The organism is Geobacillus uzenensis (assembly GCF_002217665.1).
Classification (GTDB): Bacteria; Bacillota; Bacilli; order Bacillales; family Anoxybacillaceae; genus Geobacillus; species Geobacillus subterraneus.
Genome location: NZ_NEWL01000002.1, coordinates 182,364 through 206,901 on the forward strand (window position 1 = coordinate 182,364; position 24,538 = coordinate 206,901).

The 24,538-nt window shown below is 53.5% G+C and carries 26 protein-coding genes, 1 riboswitch and 2 other annotated features; of the genes, 22 read left to right on the top strand and 4 right to left on the bottom strand.

Annotated features, from left to right (window positions below; genetic code table 11):
* The first annotated feature begins 157 nt into the window (after positions 1–157).
* The 8 genes from ytxC to B9L21_RS02445 all read left to right on the top strand — a co-directional run bounded on the left by ytxC (position 158) and on the right by B9L21_RS02445 (position 6,863).
* Entirely contained in the window at positions 158–1,033 is an 876-nt protein-coding gene (gene ytxC / locus B9L21_RS02410) for a putative sporulation protein YtxC (protein WP_063165051.1), read from the top strand.
* Between the two features lie 320 nt (positions 1,034–1,353).
* A complete protein-coding gene (gene thrS, locus B9L21_RS02415; protein WP_063165052.1) occupies positions 1,354–3,303 on the top strand; it encodes a threonine--tRNA ligase in 1,950 nt (649 codons plus the stop codon).
* 248 nt (positions 3,304–3,551) lie between these two features.
* Positions 3,552–3,683 (top strand) — a sequence feature (ribosomal protein L20 leader region).
* Positions 3,684–3,736: 53 nt separating this feature from the next.
* Complete coding sequence (gene infC / locus B9L21_RS02420) at positions 3,737–4,258, top strand: translation initiation factor IF-3 (protein WP_081208289.1); 522 nt, start codon at positions 3,737–3,739, stop codon at positions 4,256–4,258.
* Positions 4,259–4,270: 12 nt separating this feature from the next.
* A complete protein-coding gene (rpmI, locus tag B9L21_RS02425; RefSeq protein WP_025949458.1) occupies positions 4,271–4,471 on the top strand; it encodes a 50S ribosomal protein L35 in 201 nt (66 codons plus the stop codon).
* Between the two features lie 25 nt (positions 4,472–4,496).
* Positions 4,497–4,856 (top strand): 50S ribosomal protein L20, encoded by a 360-nt coding sequence (rplT, locus tag B9L21_RS02430; RefSeq protein ID WP_011887944.1) that lies wholly within the window; start codon positions 4,497–4,499, stop codon positions 4,854–4,856.
* Positions 4,857–4,923: 67 nt separating this feature from the next.
* Positions 4,924–5,175 carry a DUF1294 domain-containing protein gene (locus B9L21_RS02435; RefSeq protein ID WP_063165054.1) on the top strand — a complete coding sequence of 84 codons (252 nt, stop codon included), beginning with the start codon at positions 4,924–4,926 and terminating at the stop codon, positions 5,173–5,175.
* Positions 5,176–5,190: 15 nt separating this feature from the next.
* Positions 5,191–5,676 (top strand): dUTP diphosphatase, encoded by a 486-nt coding sequence (locus tag B9L21_RS02440; protein WP_063165055.1) that lies wholly within the window; start codon positions 5,191–5,193, stop codon positions 5,674–5,676.
* A gap of 98 nt (positions 5,677–5,774) precedes the next feature.
* On the top strand, positions 5,775–6,863 hold the full coding sequence (locus tag B9L21_RS02445) for a M42 family metallopeptidase (RefSeq protein WP_063165056.1): 1,089 nt from the start codon (positions 5,775–5,777) through the stop codon (positions 6,861–6,863).
* Positions 6,864–6,891: 28 nt separating this feature from the next.
* Here the strand turns inward: B9L21_RS02445 and sspI are convergent, their stop codons facing one another.
* A complete protein-coding gene (sspI, locus tag B9L21_RS02450; RefSeq protein ID WP_015375579.1) occupies positions 6,892–7,101 on the bottom strand; it encodes a small acid-soluble spore protein SspI in 210 nt (69 codons plus the stop codon).
* A gap of 127 nt (positions 7,102–7,228) precedes the next feature.
* Here sspI and B9L21_RS02455 point away from each other — a divergent pair, with 127 nt between their 5' ends.
* The 9 genes from B9L21_RS02455 to crcB all read left to right on the top strand — a co-directional run bounded on the left by B9L21_RS02455 (position 7,229) and on the right by crcB (position 15,389).
* Positions 7,229–7,972: an HI0074 family nucleotidyltransferase substrate-binding subunit gene (locus B9L21_RS02455; RefSeq protein ID WP_063167286.1), complete on the top strand. Its 744-nt coding sequence runs from the start codon at positions 7,229–7,231 to the stop codon at positions 7,970–7,972.
* Positions 7,973–8,102: 130 nt separating this feature from the next.
* Positions 8,103–8,627 (top strand): peptide-methionine (S)-S-oxide reductase MsrA, encoded by a 525-nt coding sequence (gene msrA, locus B9L21_RS02460; RefSeq protein WP_063165057.1) that lies wholly within the window; start codon positions 8,103–8,105, stop codon positions 8,625–8,627.
* A complete protein-coding gene (locus B9L21_RS02465; RefSeq protein WP_063165058.1) occupies positions 8,624–9,379 on the top strand; it encodes a TrmH family RNA methyltransferase in 756 nt (251 codons plus the stop codon). Before msrA ends, B9L21_RS02465 begins: the two co-directional genes overlap by 4 nt.
* Positions 9,380–9,419: 40 nt before the next feature.
* The gene (locus B9L21_RS02470) at positions 9,420–9,791 is read left to right on the top strand and encodes a hypothetical protein (protein WP_011232182.1); all 372 of its coding nucleotides are present in this window, start codon (positions 9,420–9,422) and stop codon (positions 9,789–9,791) included.
* Positions 9,792–9,845: 54 nt separating this feature from the next.
* Positions 9,846–10,090, top strand: a binding site (T-box leader).
* A gap of 40 nt (positions 10,091–10,130) precedes the next feature.
* Complete coding sequence (gene pheS, locus B9L21_RS02475) at positions 10,131–11,165, top strand: phenylalanine--tRNA ligase subunit alpha (protein ID WP_063165059.1); 1,035 nt, start codon at positions 10,131–10,133, stop codon at positions 11,163–11,165.
* A gap of 21 nt (positions 11,166–11,186) precedes the next feature.
* Positions 11,187–13,601: a phenylalanine--tRNA ligase subunit beta gene (gene pheT / locus B9L21_RS02480; protein ID WP_063165060.1), complete on the top strand. Its 2,415-nt coding sequence runs from the start codon at positions 11,187–11,189 to the stop codon at positions 13,599–13,601.
* A gap of 86 nt (positions 13,602–13,687) precedes the next feature.
* Positions 13,688–14,473 (top strand): molybdate ABC transporter substrate-binding protein, encoded by a 786-nt coding sequence (gene modA / locus B9L21_RS02485; protein WP_063165061.1) that lies wholly within the window; start codon positions 13,688–13,690, stop codon positions 14,471–14,473.
* Between the two features lie 52 nt (positions 14,474–14,525).
* A riboswitch (Fluoride riboswitch) is annotated at positions 14,526–14,588 on the top strand.
* A gap of 46 nt (positions 14,589–14,634) precedes the next feature.
* Positions 14,635–15,021, top strand: coding sequence for a fluoride efflux transporter FluC (locus B9L21_RS02490; protein ID WP_044743520.1), 387 nt, complete (start codon positions 14,635–14,637; stop codon positions 15,019–15,021).
* Positions 15,018–15,389, top strand: a complete 372-nt coding sequence (gene crcB, locus B9L21_RS02495; RefSeq protein ID WP_063165062.1) for a fluoride efflux transporter CrcB — start codon at positions 15,018–15,020, stop codon at positions 15,387–15,389. Before B9L21_RS02490 ends, crcB begins: the two co-directional genes overlap by 4 nt.
* Before the next feature lie 212 nt (positions 15,390–15,601).
* Here crcB and B9L21_RS02500 read toward each other — a convergent pair whose 3' ends face one another.
* A complete protein-coding gene (locus B9L21_RS02500) occupies positions 15,602–16,363 on the bottom strand; it encodes a YibE/F family protein (protein WP_044743518.1) in 762 nt (253 codons plus the stop codon).
* On the bottom strand, positions 16,360–17,496 hold the full coding sequence (locus tag B9L21_RS02505; protein ID WP_044743517.1) for a YibE/F family protein: 1,137 nt from the start codon (positions 17,494–17,496) through the stop codon (positions 16,360–16,362). The genes B9L21_RS02500 and B9L21_RS02505 overlap by 4 nt, the downstream gene beginning before the upstream one ends.
* A gap of 282 nt (positions 17,497–17,778) precedes the next feature.
* Between B9L21_RS02505 and B9L21_RS02510 the strand changes: the two genes are divergently transcribed.
* The 3 genes from B9L21_RS02510 to B9L21_RS02520 all read left to right on the top strand — a co-directional run bounded on the left by B9L21_RS02510 (position 17,779) and on the right by B9L21_RS02520 (position 22,353).
* On the top strand, positions 17,779–18,231 hold the full coding sequence (locus tag B9L21_RS02510; RefSeq protein ID WP_063165063.1) for a MarR family winged helix-turn-helix transcriptional regulator: 453 nt from the start codon (positions 17,779–17,781) through the stop codon (positions 18,229–18,231).
* Positions 18,228–21,392, top strand: a complete 3,165-nt coding sequence (locus tag B9L21_RS02515) for an MMPL family transporter (protein WP_063165064.1) — start codon at positions 18,228–18,230, stop codon at positions 21,390–21,392. Before B9L21_RS02510 ends, B9L21_RS02515 begins: the two co-directional genes overlap by 4 nt.
* A gap of 295 nt (positions 21,393–21,687) precedes the next feature.
* Positions 21,688–22,353 carry a type 1 glutamine amidotransferase domain-containing protein gene (locus tag B9L21_RS02520; RefSeq protein WP_031407790.1) on the top strand — a complete coding sequence of 222 codons (666 nt, stop codon included), beginning with the start codon at positions 21,688–21,690 and terminating at the stop codon, positions 22,351–22,353.
* A 290-nt stretch (positions 22,354–22,643) separates the two neighbouring features.
* Here B9L21_RS02520 and rnhC read toward each other — a convergent pair whose 3' ends face one another.
* The gene (rnhC, locus tag B9L21_RS02525) at positions 22,644–23,579 is read right to left on the bottom strand and encodes a ribonuclease HIII (protein ID WP_063165065.1); all 936 of its coding nucleotides are present in this window, start codon (positions 23,577–23,579) and stop codon (positions 22,644–22,646) included.
* 111 nt (positions 23,580–23,690) lie between these two features.
* On the opposite strand from rnhC, the gene zapA reads away from it, so the two are divergent.
* Both zapA and B9L21_RS02535 read left to right on the top strand, forming a co-directional pair.
* On the top strand, positions 23,691–23,966 hold the full coding sequence (gene zapA / locus B9L21_RS02530; RefSeq protein ID WP_063165066.1) for a cell division protein ZapA: 276 nt from the start codon (positions 23,691–23,693) through the stop codon (positions 23,964–23,966).
* On the top strand, positions 23,959–24,498 hold the full coding sequence (locus B9L21_RS02535) for a CvpA family protein (protein ID WP_063167287.1): 540 nt from the start codon (positions 23,959–23,961) through the stop codon (positions 24,496–24,498). Before zapA ends, B9L21_RS02535 begins: the two co-directional genes overlap by 8 nt.
* The last annotated feature ends 40 nt before the right edge of the window (positions 24,499–24,538 follow it).

Here is a 24,538-nt window from a genome sequence, read left to right on the forward strand (position 1 = left end):
TCTTTGCCATCGGCTCCTGAAAACAGGGCGCCGATTTTTTTGTCTGGCCGCGCTTAGGTGAAACGACGCTAAGCTTTGCGCTTTTTTTAGTCTAAACGGCCGGTTGTCCCCATATATATAAACCAAGCATTGATCTCGGACGAAGGGGGGACAGCGGGTGATCGAAATCCATTTTGACGAGGCAAGCGAGGCGGAGAAATTGTTTTGGCTGCTGAATGAACGGAAACGGGATGCGTGTCCGCTGTTTCACGCCGCCTATGACGGAAACAACACCGTGGCGGTTTACATACATGGTGAGGAGAAGCACGTGCTTGAGAGGCATATCATACCGGCCATGACGGCGTTTGTGCAGGAAATGGTGGAAGATCGGCTGCTTTTATCGATCATCTCTGACGTCTTTTATTTCCGTGATGTGGAAGAACAGCAGCAAATTTTAGCGCTCGCCCATTCGTTTTTGGACGGCGAGCGGCGCGACTACCGGAAAGGGGCGGCGTTTGCCGCTTCGCGCGCGGCTCTTGTGCGCGGCGCGTTCGCTTCCTTTTTGCGCGATGGGCTGTCGTTTTCGTTTTCTTCCTTTGTCACGTTTCGGTTAAAGCCGTATATGGAGCGCCTCCAACATTACGTCGAGCTGGCGATTGACGAATACAAACTGGAGCAGGAATACCAAACCTTTGTGCAAATGCTGCGCGACTGTCTTGCCTCCCGGACGCCGAAATGGACGCGCCTCTATTTAGTGCACGATCCGCCGCGCTTTTTGTTTTATGACAGCGACCGACGCGAATTGTCAACGGCTGAAGTGAAGCAAATGATTGACCGCCACCTCGTCTTCAGCCAGCCGATGTACATCGATTCTTCCGTGCTGGCGCCGCTTGTTTCGCTTGCCCCGGCTGAAATCGAGCTGTACACGGACCACCCGGATGACGGCATGGTGCAGACGATGCAAAACGTGTTCCAAGAGCGGCTTCGCCTCCGGCGGCGCGCCGATTTTCTCCGCCCGTCTCCCGCCAGCGCGGGAAAGCGGGAAGAATCTTGATTTTTCCTGTTGTTTTCGCTATAATGACGTCATGAAAATGAATGAACACAAGCGATGATGAGGACATGGGCGCATTTTTACGGTTTCCAGAGAGGGAAGGCAGCGGCTGGAACCTTCCTAACACGAAAAATGTGCTTACCCCCTCAGAGCTGCGGCAGCGAACGCAACGCCCAGTAGTTGCCGCCGGCGGACGGCCGTTATCGGTGTTGAGCCATGGCGTTGGTTTGCCATGGGAAGAAGGGTGGAACCACGACGAAAACTCGTCCCTTTTTGAGGGAGGAGTTTTTTTATTTTGACATCAATGCAAAGGAGTGAACTTCATGCCAGACGTCATTCGCATTACGTTCCCGGACGGAGCGCAAAAGGAGTTTCCAAGCGGAACGTCAACCGAAGACATCGCCGCCTCGATCAGCCCGGGGCTGAAGAAAAAAGCGGTCGCCGGAAAATGGAACGGCCGATTCGTCGATTTGCGCACGCCGCTTCACGAAGACGGCGAGCTCGTGATTATTACCCAAGACATGCCTGAGGCGCTTGACATTTTGCGCCATAGCACCGCCCATTTAATGGCGCAGGCCATCAAGCGGCTGTATGACAACGTTAAGCTTGGCGTCGGCCCGGTCATTGAAAACGGCTTCTACTATGATATTGATATGGAGCATAAGCTGACGCCGGATGATTTGCCGAAAATTGAGGCGGAAATGCGCAACATTGTCAAAGAAAATCTCGACATCGTCCGCAAAGAAGTGAGCCGCGATGAGGCCATTCGCCTGTATGACGAAATCGGCGACGACTTGAAACTCGAGTTGATCCGCGACATTCCGGAAGGTGAGACGATTTCCATCTACGAGCAAGGCGAGTTTTTCGATCTTTGCCGCGGCGTGCACGTGCCGTCGACCGGGAAAATCAAAGAGTTTAAGCTCCTTAGCATCTCGGGCGCGTACTGGCGCGGCGACAGCAACAACAAAATGCTGCAGCGCATTTACGGCACGGCGTTTTTCAAAAAAGAAGAGTTGGATCATTATTTGCACTTGCTTGAAGAGGCGAAAGAGCGTGACCATCGCAAGCTTGGCAAAGAGCTCGAGCTGTTTACGACATCGCAAAAAGTCGGACAAGGGCTGCCGCTTTGGCTGCCGAAAGGGGCGACGATCCGCCGCCTGATCGAACGGTACATCGTCGATAAAGAAATCGCCCTTGGCTACGACCACGTATATACGCCGGTGCTCGGCAGCGTCGAGCTGTATAAGACGTCAGGCCACTGGGACCATTATAAAGAAAACATGTTCCCGCCGATGGAAATGGATAACGAACAGCTTGTGCTGCGGCCGATGAACTGTCCGCACCATATGATGATTTATAAAAGCAAGCTTCATAGCTACCGCGAGCTGCCGATCCGCATCGCCGAGCTCGGCACGATGCACCGCTACGAAATGTCCGGGGCGCTTACCGGGCTGCAGCGCGTCCGCGGCATGACGCTCAATGACGCCCATATTTTCGTGCGTCCGGACCAAATTAAAGATGAGTTTAAGCGCGTCGTCAATTTGATTTTGGAAGTATACAAAGACTTTGGGCTCGACGAATATTCGTTCCGCCTGTCGTACCGCGACCCGCACGATAAAGAAAAATATTACGATGACGACGAGATGTGGGAAAAGGCGCAACGCATGCTGCGCGAGGCGATGGACGAGCTTGGGCTCGACTACTACGAGGCCGAAGGAGAAGCGGCGTTTTACGGGCCGAAGCTCGATGTGCAAGTGCGCACGGCGCTCGGCAAAGATGAAACGCTCTCGACCGTGCAGCTTGATTTCCTCTTGCCGGAGCGGTTTGACTTAACATACATCGGCGAAGACGGAAAACCGCATCGCCCGGTCGTCATCCACCGCGGCGTTGTTTCCACGATGGAACGGTTTGTCGCCTTCTTGATCGAAGAATACAAAGGCGCGTTTCCGACGTGGCTTGCCCCGGTGCAGGTGGAAGTCATCCCGGTATCGCCGGAAGCCCATCTCGATTATGCATATGAAGTAAAACAAGCGCTGCAGGCGAACGGCTTCCGTGTCGAAGTCGACGAACGTGATGAAAAAATCGGTTATAAAATCCGCGAAGCACAAATGCAAAAAATTCCGTATATGCTCGTCGTTGGCGACAAAGAAGCGGCCGAGCGGGCGGTCAACGTCCGCCGCTACGGCGAAAAAGAAAGCCGGACGGTCGCGCTTGATGAATTTATTGCTATGCTGGAAGAAGATGTGCGGCAAAAACAGGCGAAGGAACGATGAACTAACAGCGGCCCGCAGGCGGCATGCCCGCTTGCCGGGCCGCGTTTGTTTCATGGCGGACGGCTGCGCTGTACCAGAAACAGAGGAGAGAAGGACGGCAAAACTTTTTTGTAAAAAATCATCAATTTTCTCTTGTCAACGAAATGATGTTTCGCTATAATAAAGGACGTTGTGTTTATCAAGAGTGGCTCCTTGACATGCCATCGCCAAGGTGGTATAGTGTATAAAGTGGAATGATTGCTTGTTTGTAACAAAAGCAGAAGCACCCGCTTCTCACCTGACCGGCGCCTGGGCGGCTGTTGGCAGGTTGTTACGGTTCGCCAATGGTTTGTTCGAACGTCGTGCGCGGGTGCTTTGTGCATCCGCGCTTTTTCATTAGGAGCGGGGCTCTGCCGGCAAACAAGCCAGTCGGAAAAAACCTTGGAGGTGGCTCATTATTAGCAAAGATTTTATTATCAACGAACAAATTCGTGCCCGGGAAGTGCGCTTAATCGATCAAAACGGCGATCAGCTCGGCATTAAGTCGAAGCAGGAAGCGCTCGAGATCGCGGCAAGACGCAACTTGGACCTTGTCCTTGTCGCCCCGAACGCCAAACCGCCCGTTTGCCGCATTATGGATTACGGCAAATTCCGTTTTGAACAGCAAAAGAAAGAAAAAGAAGCGCGCAAAAAACAAAAGGTGATCAACATTAAAGAGGTGCGCCTCAGCCCGACGATCGAGGAGCATGACTTCAACACGAAACTGCGCAACGCGCGCAAGTTTTTGGAAAAAGGCGATAAAGTGAAGGCGACGATCCGGTTTAAAGGGCGGGCGATCACCCATAAAGAAATCGGACAGCGCGTCCTTGACCGCTTCTCGGAAGCATGCGCCGACATTGCGGTCGTCGAAACGGCACCGAAAATGGACGGACGCAACATGTTTTTAGTGCTGGCACCGAAAAACGACAACAAGTAAGGAGGAACTACGATGCCAAAAATGAAAACTCACCGCGGCTCGGCCAAACGGTTCAAAAAAACGGCGAGCGGCAAATTAAAACGCGGCCATGCGTATACGAGCCACTTGTTTGCGAATAAAACGAAAAAACAAAAACGCCAGCTGCGCAAAGCGACGCTCGTCTCGCCTGGCGATTTCAAGCGCATCCGTCAAATGCTTGACAACTTGAAATAATGACCGATCATAGGAGGGAACGATTATGCCACGCGTAAAAGGTGGACCAGTGACGCGCAGACGTCGCAAAAAAGTATTAAAGCTTGCGAAAGGGTATTTTGGCGCGAAACACGCGTTATATAGAGTTGCGAACCAGCAAGTGATGAAATCGCTCATGTATGCGTACCGTGACCGCCGTCAACGGAAGCGCGATTTCCGCAAATTGTGGATCGCCCGCATCAACGCGGCGGCCCGCCAAAACGGCCTGTCTTACAGCCGCCTCATGCACGGCTTGAAACTGGCTGGCGTCGAAGTAAACCGGAAAATGCTCGCTGACTTGGCGGTCAATGACCAAGCGGCATTTGCCCAACTCGCTGATTTGGCAAAAGCGAACTTGAATAAGTAATTACGATGGCCATCCTGAACGGGGATGGCCATTTTTATTATAGAAAATGGAGTGAGGGAGGGACCGTATGATACAATATGCCATAGCCGTCAATCTTCTCGCTTTTTTTGCCATGGGGCTTGATAAATATAAGGCGAGACGCCATCGTTTCCGCATCGCTGAGCGGACGCTTTGGCTGCTGGCGTGGGTGGGCGGCGCTTTCGGAGCCATGGCGGGCATGTATACGTTTCGCCATAAAACGCGCCATCGTGGATTTCGATACGGCTTGCCGCTGTTGGCGACGGCAGAATTCATTGTGTATTGGCAGTGGATCGAGTAGAAAGGGGAGGAGAGAATGAACTGGACCTTGCTTTACGACATGCAGCGGATGTTGGATGAGCGGATTGAAGCGGAGCACGGTCTCGTGCAGGAAGACTTGTTCAGCCGAAAGATGCTCGCCTTTCTCGTTGAACTCGGCGAGCTGGCGAACGAGACGCGCTGTTTTAAGTTTTGGAGCGTGAAGCCGTCTTCACCGACAGAGAAAGTGCTTGAAGAGTACGTCGATGGGTTGCACTTTTTGCTTTCGCTCGGCCTTGAGTGCGGCTTGTTTTATCAAGAAAATGAAGCCCCGTTAGCCGAGCGGTCGCTAGTCGAACAGTTTCTCGCCGTGTTTCATGCCGCTGACCGGTTTGGGATGACGAAAGCGAGTGCGGATTATCACGAGCTGTTTACCGAGTATTTGTGCCTTGGCGCGGCGCTTGGTTTTTCGCCAGATGAAATCACCGCCGCGTATCGCCGGAAAAATGAAGTGAACCACCAACGGCAAAATGAACGGTATTAAGTTCTTTTTCTTTCGGATGACAAATGATTGAATTTTGCCAACCGCCAGCTTTTTCAAGTATAATAAAAAAGTGGACAAAAACGGAAAGGGGTGCCAAGATGGCGAAGTTAGACGAAACGTTGACGATGCTGAAAGCGCTGACCGATGCCAAAGGCGTGCCGGGCAATGAACGGGAAGCGCGCGAAGTCATGAAAACATACATAGCTCCTTATGCCGATGACGTGACCACCGACGGGCTCGGCAGCTTGATCGCCAAAAAAGAAGGGAAATCCGGCGGGCCGAAAGTGATGATCGCCGGTCATTTGGACGAAGTCGGCTTTATGGTCACGCAAATCGATGACAAAGGATTCATCCGCTTTCAGACGCTCGGCGGCTGGTGGAGCCAAGTGATGCTCGCCCAACGCGTGACGATTGTGACGAAAAAAGGCGACATCACCGGTGTCATCGGGTCGAAGCCGCCGCACATTCTTCCGCCGGAAGCGCGCAAAAAGCCGGTCGACATCAAAGACATGTTCATCGACATCGGCGCGACGAGCCGCGAGGAAGCCATGGAATGGGGCGTTCGCCCGGGCGATATGATCGTGCCGTATTTTGAATTCACGGTATTGAACAATGAAAAAATGCTGCTCGCCAAAGCGTGGGACAACCGAATCGGCTGTGCGGTCGCCATCGATGTGCTCAAGCAGCTGAAGGGCGTCGACCATCCGAACACGGTATACGGCGTTGGCACGGTGCAGGAAGAAGTCGGCTTGCGCGGCGCGCGCACGGCTGCCCAGTCCGTCCAGCCGGACATCGCCTTTGCCGTTGACGTCGGCGTGGCTGGCGACACGCCGGGCGTGTCGGAAAAAGAAGCGATGGGCAAACTCGGTGCCGGCCCGCACATTGTGTTGTACGATGCGACGATGGTGTCACACCGCGGGTTGCGCGAATTTGTCATCGAGGTGGCGGAAGAACTGAACATTCCGTACCATTTTGACGCCATGCCTGGCGGCGGCACGGACGCAGGGGCGATCCATTTGACAGCGAGCGGTGTCCCGTCGCTGACGATCGCCATTCCGACGCGCTACATCCACTCGCACGCCGCCATTTTGCATCGCGACGATTATGAAAACACGGTCAAGCTGCTTGTCGAAGTAATCAAACGGCTTGACGCCGACAAAGTGAAACAACTGACGTTTGACGAATAAAAACACCGGCCAATTCGGCCGGTGTTCGTCATTGTTTCACCGCCTGCTCGAGTGTCGTGAGCATCATGTCTTTTTGCTGTTCATTGGCGTGCGTCCAAATGGCTTCAAAGAGGACGCCGAGGCCGGGCAAATATTTTTCCTCGCCACGCTGGATCGCGTCCTCGATTGTATTCTCGAGCTGTTCTTTCGAGTTGTTGGCGACGTTGTGCATAATGGCTTTCCGCAAGTTCAAATCCATTTGTCTCACCTCATTGGCCGTATTGTACACCGTTATCGTTTGCCAATGGCGGCGGATTTATACATGGAGCGGCTCTCGTATATGGTATAATAGAGGAAAAACTAGACCGAAATGAGTGATGGCGACGATGGACGAGAAACCGCTCTATGGATTGGAACGAACGGTATTTCGCCAACTGCTCCATCTATTTTCCCGTTATGCTGATGTCATTGAAAAAGTCATTTTGTTCGGCTCAAGAGCACGAGGCGATTACAAGGAAGGATCGGATATCGATTTGGCGATCAAATTTCGAAAACCGGGAGGCCCGCTGTACCTTCTGCAATCGGACTTGGATGAACTTCCGATCATTTATCCGATCGATGTTGTTGATTACAATCAAATTCACAACGAACAGCTAAAAATGAATATTGACCAAGAAGGAAAGACGATTTTTCAAACGAACGAGCACGGGAAGGTGATGGTCACCATGAGCCGGCTGATGGATCGATATTACGATTTCGAACGGGCGCTCGCCAAACTCCGGCAAAGCGCCGCAAGAGACGCGCAAACGGATGACCTTGTTGTCGATGCGGCCATTCAACGGTTTGAATTCACGTACGAACTGGCGTGGAAATGGATGAAACTTTATTTGGAGTACCAAGGATACTCCGAAGTGACGAGCCCAAGAAAAACGATTCGCGAGGCGTTTCGAGAAGGGTTGATTGAAGACGGAGAGACATGGCTTCGCATGCTGGAAGACCGCAACCGGACGTCCCATACGTATGATGAAGAAACGGCGATGGACATGTATGAACGCATTCGCACCGACTATATCCCGCTGTTTGACCGCTTGCTTGCCGAAATGAAACAACGGCTTGACTCGGAGACATGAGCGGCTGGCGTGCGGAACGGAACGCGTCTAGTTTGGTGAAGGAACTTGGCTTTGGGCGTGAAAGATGACAATTGTACACCGTTTGCTATAATCAGAAAGAAGAAACTTGACGCATGAGGTGACGACCCAAATGGAAAAAGCGACATTCGCCGGCGGCTGCTTTTGGTGCATGGTGACGCCGTTTGAGGAACTCGACGGCATTTACGGCATCGTCTCCGGCTATACGGGCGGGCATGTCGAAAACCCGACGTATGAGCAAGTGAAAACGGGGACGACCGGCCATTACGAGGCGGTGCAAATCACGTTTGACCCAGACGTGTTCCCGTATGAGCGGCTTTTGGAGCTGTATTGGTGTCAAATCGACCCGACCGATGACGGCGGCCAGTTTCACGACCGCGGGCCGCAATACCGGACGGCGATTTTTTACCATAACGAAAAACAGCGCCAGCTCGCCGAGCAGTCAAAGCGGGCGCTCGAGGAAAGCGGGCGCTTCTCGAAGCCGATTGTGACGAACATTTTGCCGGCCACAACGTTTTATCCGGCGGAAGAGTATCATCAAAACTACCATAAGAAAAACCCGGAGCATTATAAGCAAGACCGCGCCGCCTCCGGGCGCGATGAGTTTATCGCCAAACATTGGGGGGCGAAGCGGTGAAGCGAATTGAATCGCCAAAAAACGCGCGCGTGAAGCAATGGAAAAAGTTGCTGACGAAAAAAGGACGTGAGGAAACCGGGTGGTTTTTGCTCGAAGGGTTTCATCTCATCGAAGAGGCGCTAAAAAGCCAAGCGCCGCTTGTTGAGCTGATTGTGGATGAGCGGGCCGCGATTCCGCCCGGCTGGGACGTCAGCGATGTGCCGGTAGTGATCGTAACGGAAGCGGTGATGAAGGCGATCAGCAGCACGGAAACACCGCAAGGGATCATGGCTGTCTGCCGGCAAGCCGCGACCGAGCTTGGCGATGTGAACACGGCGTTGCTCATTGATGCCGTGCAAGATCCCGGCAATCTCGGCACGATGATTCGCACGGCTGATGCGGCCGGCATCGATGCGGTCATTTTAGGGGAAGGATGCGCCGATTTGTACAACCCGAAAGTCGTCCGTGCGACGCAAGGATCGCTGTTTCACCTTCCGGTTGTCAAAGGCGATCTGGCGCAGTGGATCGCGCGTTTCAAGGAGCAGGGCATTCCGGTGTACGGCACCGCCTTGGAGAACGCCGTCGATTACCGCACCGTTCCACAATCGTCTTCGTTCGCCTTGCTTGTCGGCAATGAAGGAAGCGGCGTCCGACCCGACCTGCTGCGCCTAACGACAGAGAACGTGTACATCCCGATTTACGGCCGCGCCGAGTCGCTGAACGTCGCCGTTGCGGCCGGAATTTTGCTTTATTCCTTGCAGGCGGTGCGGTAAAATAGAATCGAAAATCAATAGGACAAGGGAGCGGAGACAGATGGATGGCGAACTGCGGGCGTTATTGAACGCTGTGCTCGAGCGTCTTGATGTTCAAGGGGCCTACATCGAACAAATGCGCATGGATATCGTCAAGTTGCAAGGAAGCGTGAAACAACTCGAAGACAAAGTCGATCGCCTTCAAAGTGATGTGGACGCCATGAAAAAAGACATGGACGCCATGAAAAAAGACATGGATGCCATGAAAAAAGACATGGATGCCATGAAAAAGGACATGTTGGGGGTCAAAAAAGATGTCGCCGCGCTCAAGGAAGGGCAAGTGCGGCAGGAAAAAATTATGGAGCGCCTTGCCATCCGCTCGATTGAACAGGAAGCGGAAATCGATGAGCTGCGCAAAGAAATTTCGGCCTGACCTTGCCTTCGCCCACTCATTTGCGTATAATGAATAGCGACATTTCTCATACGGACAACAACGATGACGGAGAAAAGTAGCTTGCCGCTCGCCATCCAGGGAGAAAACGCCTTAGACTGGGAGCGTTTTTATGGCCGACGCAAGTGAAGTTCACCTCCCGAGTTGACACCAGGACCATCCCCCATAGGTGGGATGTAAAGGTGATCCGGCTTTTGGCCGTTATGGCAAGGAAGCGAACAGCGCGTCTTCATTGGCGCTGTTAACAAGGGTGGTACCGCGAGCAACAACTCGTCCCTTACTGGGGGCGGGTTTTTTTATTTGAAACGAGGAGGGATTGGCGTGAAAGAACGGTTGCATGAACTCGAGCGAGAAGCGCTTGCGAAAATTGAACAAGCTGGCGATTTAAAAGCGCTCAATGATGTGCGCGTCGCCTATTTAGGCAAAAAAGGGCCGATTACCGAAGTGCTGCGCGGCATGGGAGCATTGCCGCCAGAAGAGCGCCCGAAAATCGGCGCGCTGGCTAATGAGGTAAGAGAGGCGATCCAACAGGCGCTTGAGGCAAAACAAACGAAACTCGAGGAAGAAGAAGTCGAGCGGAAGTTGGCGGCTGAGGCGATCGATGTGACGCTTCCGGGCCGTCCGGTGAAATTGGGAAACCCGCACCCGCTGACGCGCGTCATCGAGGAAATTGAGGATTTGTTCATCGGCATGGGGTATACGGTCGCTGAAGGGCCGGAAGTTGAGACTGACTATTACAACTTTGAGGCGCTCAATTTGCCGAAAGGCCACCCGGCCCGCGATATGCAAGATTCGTTTTATATTACGGAAGAAATGTTGCTTCGCACCCACACGTCGCCGATGCAGGCGCGGACGATGGAGAAGCATCGCGGGCGCGGTCCGGTAAAAATCATTTGCCCGGGCAAAGTGTATCGCCGCGACACCGATGATGCGACCCATTCGCACCAGTTTACGCAAATTGAAGGATTGGTGGTGGACCGCCACATCCGGATGAGCGACTTGAAAGGGACGCTGCGCGAATTCGCCCGCAAGCTGTTCGGCGAAGGCCGCGACATCCGTTTCCGGCCGAGCTTTTTCCCGTTTACGGAGCCGTCGGTCGAAGTCGATGTGTCCTGCTTCCGCTGCGAAGGGCACGGCTGCAGCGTCTGCAAAGGCACGGGCTGGATTGAAATTTTGGGCGCCGGTATGGTGCACCCGAACGTGCTCGAGATGGCCGGTTTTGATTCGAAAACATATACCGGGTTTGCGTTCGGCATGGGGCCGGAGCGAATCGCGATGTTGAAATACGGCATTGACGATATCCGCCATTTCTATCAAAACGATCTTCGTTTCTTGCAACAATTTTTGCGTGTCTAAAAGAAAAAGGAGGAGTTGGGAATGCTCGTTTCGTATCGTTGGCTAGGCGAATACGTCGATTTGACGGGCGTGACGGCCGAAGAGCTCGCTGACCGCATCACCAAAAGCGGCATTGAAGTCGAGCGGGTCGAAGTGCTCAACCGGGGGATGAAGGGAGTTGTCATCGGCCATGTGCTCGAATGCGAGCCGCACCCGAACGCCGACAAACTGCGGAAGTGTCTTGTTGATCTAGGTGAAGGAGAGCCGGTGCAAATCATTTGCGGCGCCCCGAACGTCGCCAAAGGGCAAAACGTCGCTGTCGCCAAAGTCGGCGCGGTGCTGCCGGGCCATTTTAAAATCAAACGGGCGAAGCTGCGCGGCGAAGAGTCAAACGGCATGATTTGTTCGCTCCAAGAGCTCGGCGTCGAAACAAAAGTCGTGCCAAAAGAATACGCCGAAGGCATTTTCGTTTTCCCGAGCGACGCGCCGGTCGGCGCCGATGCGTTGGAATGGCTCGGCTTGCACGATGAAGTGCTCGAACTCTCGTTAACGCCCAACCGCGCTGACTGCTTAAGCATGATCGGCGTCGCCTATGAAGTGGCCGCCATTCTCGGCCGCGCGGTGAAGCTGCCGGAAGCGGCGGTCAAAGAAAACAATGAAATGATCCACGACTACATTTCCGTTCGCGTCGAAGCGCCGGAAGACAATCCGCTGTACGCCGGGCGGATCGTGAAAAACGTCCAGATCGGCCCGTCGCCGCTTTGGATGCAGGCGCGCTTGATGGCGGCCGGCATTCGCCCGCACAACAATGTTGTCGATATCACCAACTACATTTTGCTTGAGTACGGCCAGCCGCTACACGCGTTTGACTACGACCGCCTCGGTTCGAAGGAGATCGTCGTCCGCCGGGCGAAGGCAGGGGAAACGATCGTGACGCTTGACGATGCCAAGCGGAAGCTGACCGAAGACCATCTCGTCATCACGAACGGCCATGAGCCGGTCGCTTTAGCCGGCGTGATGGGCGGAGCCAACTCGGAAGTGCGCGATAACACGAAAACAGTGTTCATCGAAGCGGCGTATTTTACGAGTCCGGTCATTCGTCAGGCGGTAAAAGATCACGGACTGCGCAGCGAAGCGAGCACCCGCTTTGAAAAAGGGATCGATCCGGCGCGGACGAAAGAAGCGCTCGAGCGCGCCGCGGCGCTGATGGCCGAATACGCCGGCGGTGAGATTGTCGGCGGCATCGTCGAAGCCAGCACATGGAAAGAAGAGCCGGTGGTCGTGACGGTCACGCTTGAACGGATCAACGGTGTCCTCGGCACGGCGATGTCGAAAGAGGAAGTGGCCGCGATTTTGGCGAACTTGCAATTTCCGTTCACAGAAGACAACGGAACGTTCACCGTTCATGTCCCATCGCGCCGCCGCGATATTGCGATCGAAGAAGATATCATCGAGGAAGTCGCCCGCCTGTACGGCTACGACCATTTGCCGGCGACGTTGCCGGTGGCCGAGGCAAAACCGGGCGAGCTGACGCCATACCAAGCGAAACGCCGCCGCGTCCGCCGCTATTTGGAAGGCGCCGGCTTGTTCCAGGCGATCACGTATTCATTGACGAGCCCGGACAAAGCGACGCGGTTTGCTTTGGAGACCGCCGAACCGATCCGCTTGGCGCTGCCGATGAGCGAGGAGCGGAGCGTTCTCCGGCAAAGTTTAGTGCCGCATTTGCTTGAAGCGGCGAGCTACAACCGCGCCCGCCAAGTCGAGAACGTCGCTCTGTATGAAATCGGCTCCGTCTATTTGTCGCGTGGGGAAAACGTCCAGCCGGCGGAAAACGAGCGGCTCGCCGGCGTCATCACCGGTTTATGGCATGCTCACCTTTGGCAAGGAGAGAAAAAAGCGGCCGATTTCTATGTTGCAAAAGGCGTGCTTGACGGCTTGTTCGACCTGCTTGGGCTGTCTGATCGCATCAGCTACCGCCCGGCGAAGCGCGCCGACTTGCATCCGGGGCGGACGGCGGAGATTGCGCTTGACGGAACGGTGATCGGCTTTGTCGGCCAGCTCCACCCAGCCGTGCAAAAAGAGTACGATTTGAAAGAAACGTACGTCTTTGAGCTCGCCTTGGCCGAGCTGTTGAACGCGGAAGGAGAAGCGATCCGCTACGAATCGATTCCGCGCTTCCCGTCGGTCGTGCGCGACATCGCTTTAGTCGTCGATGACAACATCGAAGCAGACGCCCTCAAGCAGGCGATCGAAGAAGCCGGGAAACCGCTGTTGAAAGACGTCGCCCTCTTTGACGTCTACCAAGGCGACCGCCTGCCGGCCGGAAAAAAATCGCTCGCCTTCTCGCTCCGCTACTATGATCCGGAACGGACGCTCACCGATGAAGAAGTCACGGCCGTCCATGAGCGGGTATTGGCGGCGGTCGAAGAGCAGTTTGGCGCGGTGTTGCGCGGGTAATGCCGCAGCGGTATGAAGCAGGGAGCACGGGCAGCTCCCTGTTTTTCTATTCTGTCACACCGAAGCGTGCAAAAAGGGGGAGAACGATGCGAACCATTCAGGCCGCGATCATTGCCTTGCTTTTGCTTGCCGGGTTGTATGGATGCGCCGCGGGGCGGCCGGATGGCAGACAACAACCGGTTGAGCTCACCGTCTCAGCGGCTGCCAGTTTGCAAGACGCGCTAGAGGAAGTGAAAACCGTCTTCGAGCGCGAGCATCCGAACATCCGCATTCACTATAACTTTGGGTCATCCGGCGCCTTGCAAAAACAAATCGCGCAAGGGGCGCCGGTCGATTTGTTTTTCTCCGCCGCCGTCCAGCCGTTTGCGGAGCTGAAACAAGAAGGGCTGATGGATTCTGCGCATGAAAAAACGGTGTTAGCCAACGAACTCGTGCTCATTGTGCCAAAACAAGAAGAAGGGGCGATTCAGTCGCTCGATGACATCACTCGCGCGAAACGGGTGGCCATTGGCATCCCTGAGTCGGTGCCGGCCGGCATATACGCGAAACAAACGCTTGAGCAGGCCGGGTTATGGGAAAAAGTCAAGCCGCGCCTCGTTCTGGCCAAAGACGTCCGCCAAGTGTTGACGTATGTCGAAACGGGCAACGTCGACGCCGGCTTTGTGTACCGGACGGACGCGCTTGTCTCCGGCAACGTGAAAATTGCGGCTGTGGTGCCTGATGAGATGCACGAACCGATCGTCTATCCGCTCGGCGTGGTCAAGACGACCAAGTATCTGCAAGAAGCGCGCCAGTTTTATGCTTATTTAACGAGCGAACAAGCGTTGAAGCAGTTTGAACGGCATGGGTTCCGCCGCGCCCGGCAGCACTAAACAGGGGGCTCTTCACAACATCAGGGTATTTATGGTAAAATAAAACTCGTTCAACAACATAGGCGATGGGGTTCGCCATAATCGCCGGCTTCCGGCTGATGACTCCTGCTGCGTTTGCATGCGGCAGGAGTCTGTTTCTTTTTGGAAGGGAGGAACGGTCATTGGTTTATCTCGCCGTTGGCATCGCCGGCATGATCGGCGCGCTTGTCCGTTATGGGCTCGGTTTGCTTGTTCCCGCCGCCCATGGCTTTCCGTTTGCGACGCTTTTCATCAACTGGACAGGCTCGTTTTTGCTCAGCTGGCTCACGGTCACATTCACCCGCCGCCCCACGTGGCCGCCATGGGTGCAAACGGCGGTGACGAGCGGTTTTGTCGGCTCGTATACGACGTTTTCCACCCTTAGCGTCGAGTGTGTCGAATTGCTGGAACAAGGACGATGGGGCATGGCCGCTGGTTATATCGCCGCCAGTTTGTTCGGCGGTCTAACCGCGGCATGGGCGGGCTCCGCTGCCGCCCAGCCAAAGCGAAAGGGGGAAATGGTCCGATGATGGCATCGCTATTGGTGATGATCGGCGGTTTTTTTGGCGCCATCTGCCGTTACGCCGTCAGCCGCTGGGCAGCCCGGCGCTCGCCGCGCTTCCCGCTCGGCACGCTCATTGTGAACTTACTTGGCTCGTTTTTGCTCGGCTGGCTGGCTGGAAGCGGCGCCGCCGATGCTGAAAAATTGCTTGTCGGCACCGGTTTTATGGGCGCGTTCACGACGTTTTCCACGTTCAAATGGGAAAGCGTGCAAATGATGCAGCGAAAACAACAAGGAAAAACGAGGACTTATTTGGTGGTCGTCTGCTCTTATTTGGTCGTTACCTACTCGTTTGGCGTGTTGTTAGCATGGCTTGGCTACCATCTTGGGCGTTGAAAGTTTCCCAAAAAGCGGATCGGTGTGTACAGCGAGGCATGGAGCGGAACATGATGGTAAACTTTGTTCGCCGAACAGAATGGATAAAGCAGCGATGACAGCAAGGCGTTCCAAAATGCCTATCCATCCGGATGTTCGCTTTTCCCAACCGATCCGCTAAACGGGGTGTCGACGGACGACTATGGTGTCAACGAAAACAACATTGATAACATTTATTTCCTCCCTTTTTTTACTAAAAAATAAGCGGTCACCCACGAAGTGATTGGAATAGTTGATGCTACACCAATCCCGGCAAAAAAGATCGCGATCATTTCTGCGCTAAATATTTTTGAATTTACGATTTGATCGATAGAGTAGGATAAATCTTTAAACCAGATAAGCAATGCCAAATAGCTGCCGAAGAAGGCGAAAAACAACGTATTTGTACTCGTTCCTAATAGATCCCTCCCCATACGTAAACCGAAGGCAAACAAATCTTTCCTGCTAATGGATGGATGGTGATGGAATATTTCGCGCATTGGAGACGAAATGGCAATCGCCGTATCTGTAATCGCACCTATTGTACTCATAATAATGACAGATGCCCCGATTTTCACAAAGTCGATTCCAATGTAAAGGGAAAAGGCGGAAATCCCCTCGGCTTCCTCTTCGCCAAATCCTTGAATCATAGCATTTTCAGTCACAATGACAATAAAGAAGAGCAGGATCACCACAGTGGCTATGCTAGAAATGAAGGCAGTGATTGTTTTTGTGCTCACTCCATTGATGTAAAAAAGGCTAATGCAGCTGATCAACGTGGATGCAATCAATGTTAAGATGATCGGATCAGCTTTTGGAATCAGCATAATCAGGATAGTGAGTATGAGCACGCCAAAGTTGAAGAATATGGCCAAGAAAGATCGTGCCCCTTTTTTCCCGCCAACAAGGACCATCAGAATGAATAAAATGGTTCCTAACCAGAACAATGTATTCATGCTCTTGCCCTCTTTCTCTTAATGAAAAAAATAGTCGTATATAACCCTATTGGGATTGTCATTACGATTCCAATCCCCCCAGCTAAAGCTCTAGCCAATTCCAGCGAAAGGTTCATCGACAGGGTGAACATTAAGGGGGAGGCATTTTTTAAATACAAAATAAGCATAGGGATGGAGCCGCTTATATAGGCAAAAAACAAAATATTTGTCATCGTTCCCATAATATCCTTCCCGATCTCCATTCCCGAAGCTTTCAGTGCTTTGATCGATATGTTGTTATTCTTTTCATACAATCCAAAGATGGAAGAGGACATTGTAATTGCCACATCCATTACAGCTCCTAAAGATCCGATAAATACTCCGGCCATAAACACGACTTTATAAGGACGAGTTACAAATTGCATTTCCTCATATCGAAGGCCTTGTTCTGACGTGAATTGCATGACAAGATAAGTGATCAACAGCGACATAAACGTTCCCAGTAAGGTGGCAACAATAGCGGCATATGTTTTTTCATTAAACCCGTTAACGAGCAACAAAGAAATGGTAGTAAACAAAATGATACTAATGCCGCATATGATTAAGAGACTGATGCCGGATGTATGGAGATAAACATCCAATGCATAGGATAACAAAATGGAGTTGACGGCTAAACTTATAATCGACAACAATCCTTGCTTTTTCCCGATGAGAAGCAAAGTCAAGATGAAAACCCATGCCGCCATCAATACGTATTTGTCACGCTTTACACCTTGGATCGTTCCAGTTAAATGTGAGTTTTCGTTTCTATTTGCATCAATCGAAACAAACAATTCATCTCCAACACGATATTGTTGATCATAAGCTTTCGATGAGGAATACTGGTTAGTTAAGTGAATAAGCCGCCCTTTTTGGTCGCCATTTTTCAATTGAGCAATGATGCGTTGGGTGAATAGACGATCTTCATTTTCATGCATATCAGTTACTTTCGTTGTATCTGTCAGTTCTATTTTGATCACTTTGGCAATGGGACGATCATAGAAGGGATGATTGTAGTGAACAAAAAGAACGGAGGCGGCCAAACAAATTCCGATGAGCGCGTACAACAAAATTTGTTTTTGAGACATTTTTTTTAATTTGTCCTTCCATACCATTCGCAAAAACCCCCAAATGTAGGAATGAATTCACCCGGCTTCTAGAAATATTTTCTCTTATAGTCATAATACATTTTTTCACTCACTTAGCGCAAAAAGGGGGATTACAGAGGTCAGGCTGCAGGGGGACACGATGATGTGAAAAAACGATTGATTTTTCCTTTCATCCTTGTTACGTTAATAGTGGTAATGGTTCAATAGTTGAACTAAATAGGCAGATCGAGTGAGCTAATTGATCAGGCTGGCAAATGGTTCAACGAGTGAATGATTGGAGGTGAGCAGATGGTAGAAAGAAACATCGACGATTGGATCGACCGCTATTTGTCCGTTTCGTTTCTCGTGATGAAGCGCGGAGCGGCGCTCGTCAAAGTCGGGCTTGATGAGGAGATGACGCATGACCAATATTATTTGCTGCGCTACATTCGCCGGCGGGGGGCGTGCACGTCGACGGAACTGGCGGCGATGTTTGGTGTGAACAAAAGCGCGGTGACGGCGATGACGAACCGCCTCGTCGACAAAGGCTGGCTGCGCCGTGACCGTGATGAAAGCGACCGACGTGTTGTGGCCTTATCGTTGACGCCACAAGGAGAGGAATGGGTGGCGGAGATGGACCGGAGCGTCTATCGGCTGGTGGAAGACGTGATCGCTCGCTTTCCGGAGAAAGAAATCGAGACGTTCATCCGGACGTATGAAAAACTGGCCCGCGTGCTGCAGGAGGTGGAGGAAGCGAGATGAGGGCGATCATCAAAGGAAAATGGTTCGTGTTCATCGGTTGGATCATCATCGCGGCGGTGCTCATGATGACCGCTCCGAACATGGGTGCGCTCGTCCGGGAAAAAGGACAGCTGAGCGTGCCGGACGGCTATTCGTCGTCGATGGCGGCACAATTGATGAAAGAGGCAAACGAGCAAAAAAACAAAGAAAATGAACGCTCCGCCGTGCTCGTCTTTTATCAGAAAGACGGATTGACGGCGGAAGACAAACAAGAAATTGAACGGGCGGTGAACGCGCTCGAAAAGAAGAAAAGCGATCTCCATATCACGAACATCGTTTCACCGTTTGCCAATCCGGAACTAGAAAAAGAGCTTTTGTCAAAAGACAATACAACGATGCTCGTTTCCATCAGCATCGACCCGGCCGGGCGGACGGCGAAGCAGTTGACCGACGCGTTGTATGAAGCGGTGGACGGCGTCAAGGTCGAGCATTATTTCACCGGCGGGTGGATGATCGATGAAGATGTGGTGACAAGCTCGCTTGAAGGCGTGAAGAAGACGGAAGGGATTACGATCGTCTTCATTTTGCTTGTTCTGCTCGCTGTATTCCGTTCACCGGTAGCCCCGCTGATTCCATTAGTGGCGGTCGGGGCGACGTATGCCGTTTCACAGTCGATCGTTGCTTTTTTGGTTGACAACGTGAACTTTCCGCTATCAACGTTTACGCAAATCTTTTTAGTCGCCGTTTTGTTTGGCATTGGGACCGACTATTGCATTTTGCTGCTGAGCCGGTTTAAAGAAGAGTTGGCGAAACTTGGCGATCGGACAGAAGCGATTGTTGTCACGTACCGGACGGCGGGAAAAACGGTGTTGGCGAGCGGATTGGCGGTGATGATCGGGTTTGCGGCGATCGGACTGTCGACATTTCAGTTGTACCAATCGGCAGCAGCCGTCGCCGTCGGGGTGGCGGTGCTGCTTGTGGCGCTTGTGACGCTCGTGCCGTTTTTCATGGCAGTGCTTGGCGAGAAGCTGTTTTGGCCGGTTCGCGGAAAGCTTGAGCACGGACAAAGCCGGCTTTGGCTGGCGGCTGGACGGTTTGCATTCGCCCGTCCGCTGCTGGCGCTCGCCATCGTCGCAGCGGTAACGGTGCCGGTGCTCGTGACGTACGATGGCAAACTGTCGTTTGATTCAATGGAAGAAATCGGCGACCATTATCGCTCGGTTAAAGCGTTTGACATTATTGCCGACCACTTCAATCCGGGGGATGCGATGCCGACGCAAATCGTGGTAAAAGGCAAGCAGCCGCTCGATTCTGAAGAAGGGTTGGCGCTCATCGAAAAAATCAGCCGCGAGGTTGAGAACGTCGACGGCGTGGCAAGCGTCCGCTCGGCAACGCGCCCGACCGGCGAGCCGATCAAAGAGCTGTTTGTCACCGAGCAGGCGAAACAACTGAAAGACGGCCTTGGCGCCGGCAAAGACGGCATCGAAAAAATCGGTGCTGGGCTTGAAACGGCAAGCGATCAGCTCTCCGCTTCCGCGCCGCAGCTGAAGCAAGCGTCATCCGGCATCGGCCAGCTCGTCTCGGGAACGGAGCAGTTAAAAAACGGCATCGTCAAGCTGCAAAACGGCCTTCGTCAAATCGAACGAGGCGTACGCCAAGGAGCGATGGGCGCCGGCGAGCTGAAAAACGGTTTGGCGACCTTGCGCGACAATGCGAAAAAACTGCAAGACGGTGCCACGCAGCTACTTAGCGGCTACAAACAGGCCGAACAAGGCTTGGCGGCGATCAGCAGCCAATACAAGCAAGTCGAAACAGGCTTAAAGGCGGTCGCTGATCAGCTCACGGCTGTGCAAATGATGCTTGCACAAGTCGAGCAGTCGCATCCGGAGCTCGGTCAAGACGCGCAATATCAACGGGCGAAAATGACGGTCGCTGCTTTATCTGATCAAGCGAAGCAAATGGCGGCTGGCCTCGCGCAGTTGAACGGGGCGCTTGACCAAACGCGCACCGGCCTAGCGAAAGCGAATGAGTCGTTTGCCCAACTCACCGCCGGTCAGGCAGCCGTCAACGGCGGTTTAGACAAGGTGATCGCCGGGCTCGATGAACTGGCGGTTGGCTTGACGAAAGCAGCCGACGGTCAACAACAAGCCGTTGATCAACTGCCGCAATTTGCAGCTGGCCTCGAGCAAGTCAATGGCGGCCAGCGGCAGCTGCTTGAGCATTTCTCGGCGCTTGGCGGTCAGCTCGGCCAGCTTGTCAACGGCCTAGACCAAAGCGCGTCCGGTTTGCGGCAAGTGGCCAGCGGCCTTGGGACGGCGGAGGTGTATTTGGCCGATTTGTCATCGGCACCGGCGAAGGAAATGGCCGGCTGGCATATGCCGAAAGCGGCGCGTGAAAGCAAAGAGTTTGCGCAGGCGAAAGACGCGTATATGTCGAAAGACCGGCGCATTGTCACGTTCGATGTCATTTTAGATGAAAATCCGTATTCCATATCGGCGCTCGGCCGCATTGATGACATTCGCGCCGCCGCAGAACGGGCGGTGAAAGGAACGAAATGGGAAGGCGCGACGATCGCTGTCGGCGGCGTCACAAGCGTGTATGCCGATTTGCGGGCGATTTCGAACGCCGACTATCGGCATACCGCGGTGCTTATGCTTATTGGCATCGCCATCGTGTTGGCGGTGCTGCTCCGTTCGCTCATCATGCCGCTGTATTTGATGCTGTCGCTTGTATTAACCTATTACACATCCATGGCTGTCACCGAGCTGATTTTCGTCAACGGCCTCGGCTATGCCGGTTTGAACTGGGCAGTATCGTTTTTCGCCTTCGTTTTGCTTATGGCGCTCGGCATCGATTACAGCATCTTCCTGATGGACCGGTTCAACGAATATCGCGGCCGGCCGGTGAAAGAGGCGATGCTGTCAGCGATGGGACATATGGGAACGGTCATCATCTCGGCCGCCGTCATTTTGGGCGGGACGTTTGCCGCGATGTATCCGTCCGGCGTTCTGTCGCTCTTGCAAATCGCGACGATTATATTGACAGGGCTTTTGCTTTACGCTCTAGTCGTTCTCCCGCTGTTTGTCCCCGTCATGGTCCGCACGTTCGGCCGCGCCAACTGGTGGCCATTCCGGCAGCCGGTGAGCGAAGCGGATGGGCTGGAACAGCAGAAAATTAGTTAAAATGACCGGTTGCTGCCGCTCCCAAATGATTCGGGAAGCGGCTTTCTTTTTTCGCGGGGCGGTGAACAGCAGCGGTTTTTCCTCACCGTGAGCGAACGAGCGAAACGGCAAGGTTTTTCGATTGGCACAGGATGCGGTGAAGCGGCATGTTCCCTGCAATCGCTGCGCTCTTAGGCATGGTTTGCGCCATCATAGTGACATTTCCGTTTCATAAGCATATTTTTTTCGTTTTCGCTCAATGTAAAGTATGATGAGAAGCAGAGAACATTCCAGACTGGAAAGGAGGAAGGCGGGCATGACGAAACGAGTGCTTATGGTGGTGACGAACCATACGACGATCACCGACGACCACAAAACCGGGCTTTGGCTTGAAGAGTTTGCCGTGCCGTATTTGGTGTTTAAAGAAAAAGGGTATGACGTGAAAGTGGCGAGCATCAAAGGCGGCGACGTGCCGTTGGATCCGCGCAGCATCAATGAGAAAGACCCGTCTTGGGCCGAGGCGGAAGCGGCGCTGAAAAACACGGCACGTTTAAGCAAAGATGACGCGAACGGATTTGACGCCATTTTTCTCCCCGGGGGACACGGGACGATGTTCGATTTCCCGGACAACGAAACGCTGCAATACGTGTTGCAGCAATTCGCCGAAGACGGCCGGATCATCGCCGCTGTCTGCCATGGGCCGTCAGGGTTGGTGAACGCGACATACAAAGACGGGACGCCGATCGTGAAAGGGAAAACGGTCACCTCGTTTACCGATGAGGAAGAACGCGAGGTCGAACTTGATGTGCATATGCCGTTTTTGCTTGAGTCGACCTTGCGCCTGCGCGGGGCGAATTTCGTCCGCGGCGAGAAATGGACCGATTTCTCGGTGCGCGACGGCAACTTGATCACCGGGCAAAACCCGCAATCGAGCCGGAGCACGGCGGAAAAAGTCGTCGCGGCGCTCGAAGAACGGGCATGAGAGGGCGACTGACAGACACTTGAACGAGCAAGGACGGCCGTCCATGGAAAGCCGCTGCCTCTCTTTTATGTGCCGTCTCCGGTCGTTGGTCATCGGTAACCTAGGGGAAAAGGCTGTCCGAAACAACCGGTTCGCCGGATTGGATCGGACAGCCTTTTTCGCTGGTTGCGTGCTGAAAATACTTGCAAAAACGAAGACACGCGGGAAAGAGGGAAAACCGCGTCGTTCAGCCGCGGCGGGCCGGCCGTCGCAGCGACGCTAACGTTTCCCATGGACGCGGATCGAAACGATTACCGGCGCTTGGCGATGGCAAGCGCCTTTTTCGTATTGGCAAAATGAAGCTTGGCGCACGTCTCAAGCATCTCTTCCCCACGCAGGCGGATGATCCGGGCCGCGGCTTCATCGACGACAGCACCGGCGCCTTTCGGGAGCGGGAAGCCGGTGGTGCGCGATAATCGCTCCATCTCTTCTAAAAACACATAGCGGGCGATGATCGAAGCGGCGGCGACGGCTACGTGGACACTTTCCGCCTTTGGGAGGCAATGCACCCGCTCGTGGACGATGCAGTCTTCCTCAGCAAGGTAGCGGAAATACGAGTCGCGTTCTAAAAATTGGTCGATGATGATCGCTTCCGGTTCGATCGGCGCGATAGCGTCAACGAGTTTGGCGAGCGTCCGGTTGTGAAGGAGCGCCTTCATTTTCGTCTGCGGCATGCCGCTTCGCTGCCAGCGGTTATATTCGGCGTTAGTTAGCACGGTGACGGCATAAGGTGCCGTTTTCATGATGGCTGGCGCGATCCGTTTGATCGCTTCATCGTTCAATTGTTTTGAATCTCTCACGCCAAGCGCCGCGATGTTGGCGATATGCGACCGATCAACGTAGGCAGCGGCGACGACGATCGGGCCGAAATAGTCTCCGGTGCCGACTTCATCCGAACCGATGGCGGAAAGCTTCGCGAGCCTATGTTCCAATGGGGGCGAGGTGCTCTCTCTCCTCTGTCGTTTGGCTGGGTCAGCTCCCTGCTCCCCCATCCATTTCGCCGCTTCTTGCTCCGCCGCTTTCCCTTGAAACAGCACTTTCCCCGAGCGGTAGGCGGTAATCGTGACATCCGGGCGCTTGACGGCGAACAACGCTCCGGGCGGAAGCCGGTCGGACAAGGCGTTTTCGTAGTGGGCGCGCAAGGCGGCAAGCAGCTGTTGGTCGGCTTGAATCACATAGTTTGACAACGTTCGCTCTCTCCTTTATCCTCTTTTGGGTCCCTTTGTGTCGCATCTTTCCATTATACCAGCGTTCGTGATATGATAAACAGTAGGATTTGGCGAAATGGGGGAGAAAGCTTGACAAAACAGCCAAAAACGCGGGTGAGCGTCCGCATCTACGGTCAAGACTATACGATCGTCGGCACGGAAAGCCCGGCCCATATCCGGCTTGTGGCGGCGTTCGTTGACGATAAAATGCACGAGTTCAGCGAAAGAAACCCGATGCTTGATGTACCGAGGCTGGCCGTGTTGACGGCCGTCAATATCGCCAACGAATATTTAAAGCTGAAGCAAGAGTACGATCGGCTTGCGGCTAAGCTGAAAGAGGAAAAGGATGGGGAAGACGATGATTGATGTCGTGCTTTTATTTGTCCTGCTGTTAGGCGCGATGATCGGACTGAAGCGCGGTTTTATTCTCCAATTTATCCATATGGCCGGGTTTCTCATCGCCTTTTTTGTCGCTTATAGGTACTATGAGCGGTTTGTGCCGACGCTGCGCCTCTGGATTCCGTATCCGACGTTCGGCGATCCGGAGACAGTAAAGCTGTTGTTTCAGAGCACGCATTTAGATGATGCGTATTACCGCGCGATTTCGTTCGCCCTTTTGTTTTTTGTGGTGAAAATCGTGCTCCAGATCATCGGTTCGATGCTCGATTTTGTTGCCCAGCTGCCGCTGCTGCGCAGCGTCAACCGCTTGGCGGGGGCCGCGCTCGGATTTGCGGAAGTGTATTTGCTCGTCTTTTTGCTTTTGTATATCGGTGCGCTCGTGCCGATTGACAGCGTTCAAGAGCAGCTGCAGCGTTCGCTCATGGCAACCGTGATTGTGAAACATACGCCGGTGTTGTCAGAGATGCTTGACAACTGGTGGATTCATGGCCGCGTCTAACGGAGCGCGGCCGCGGTGTTTTGGGAAAGGAAGGGGACGA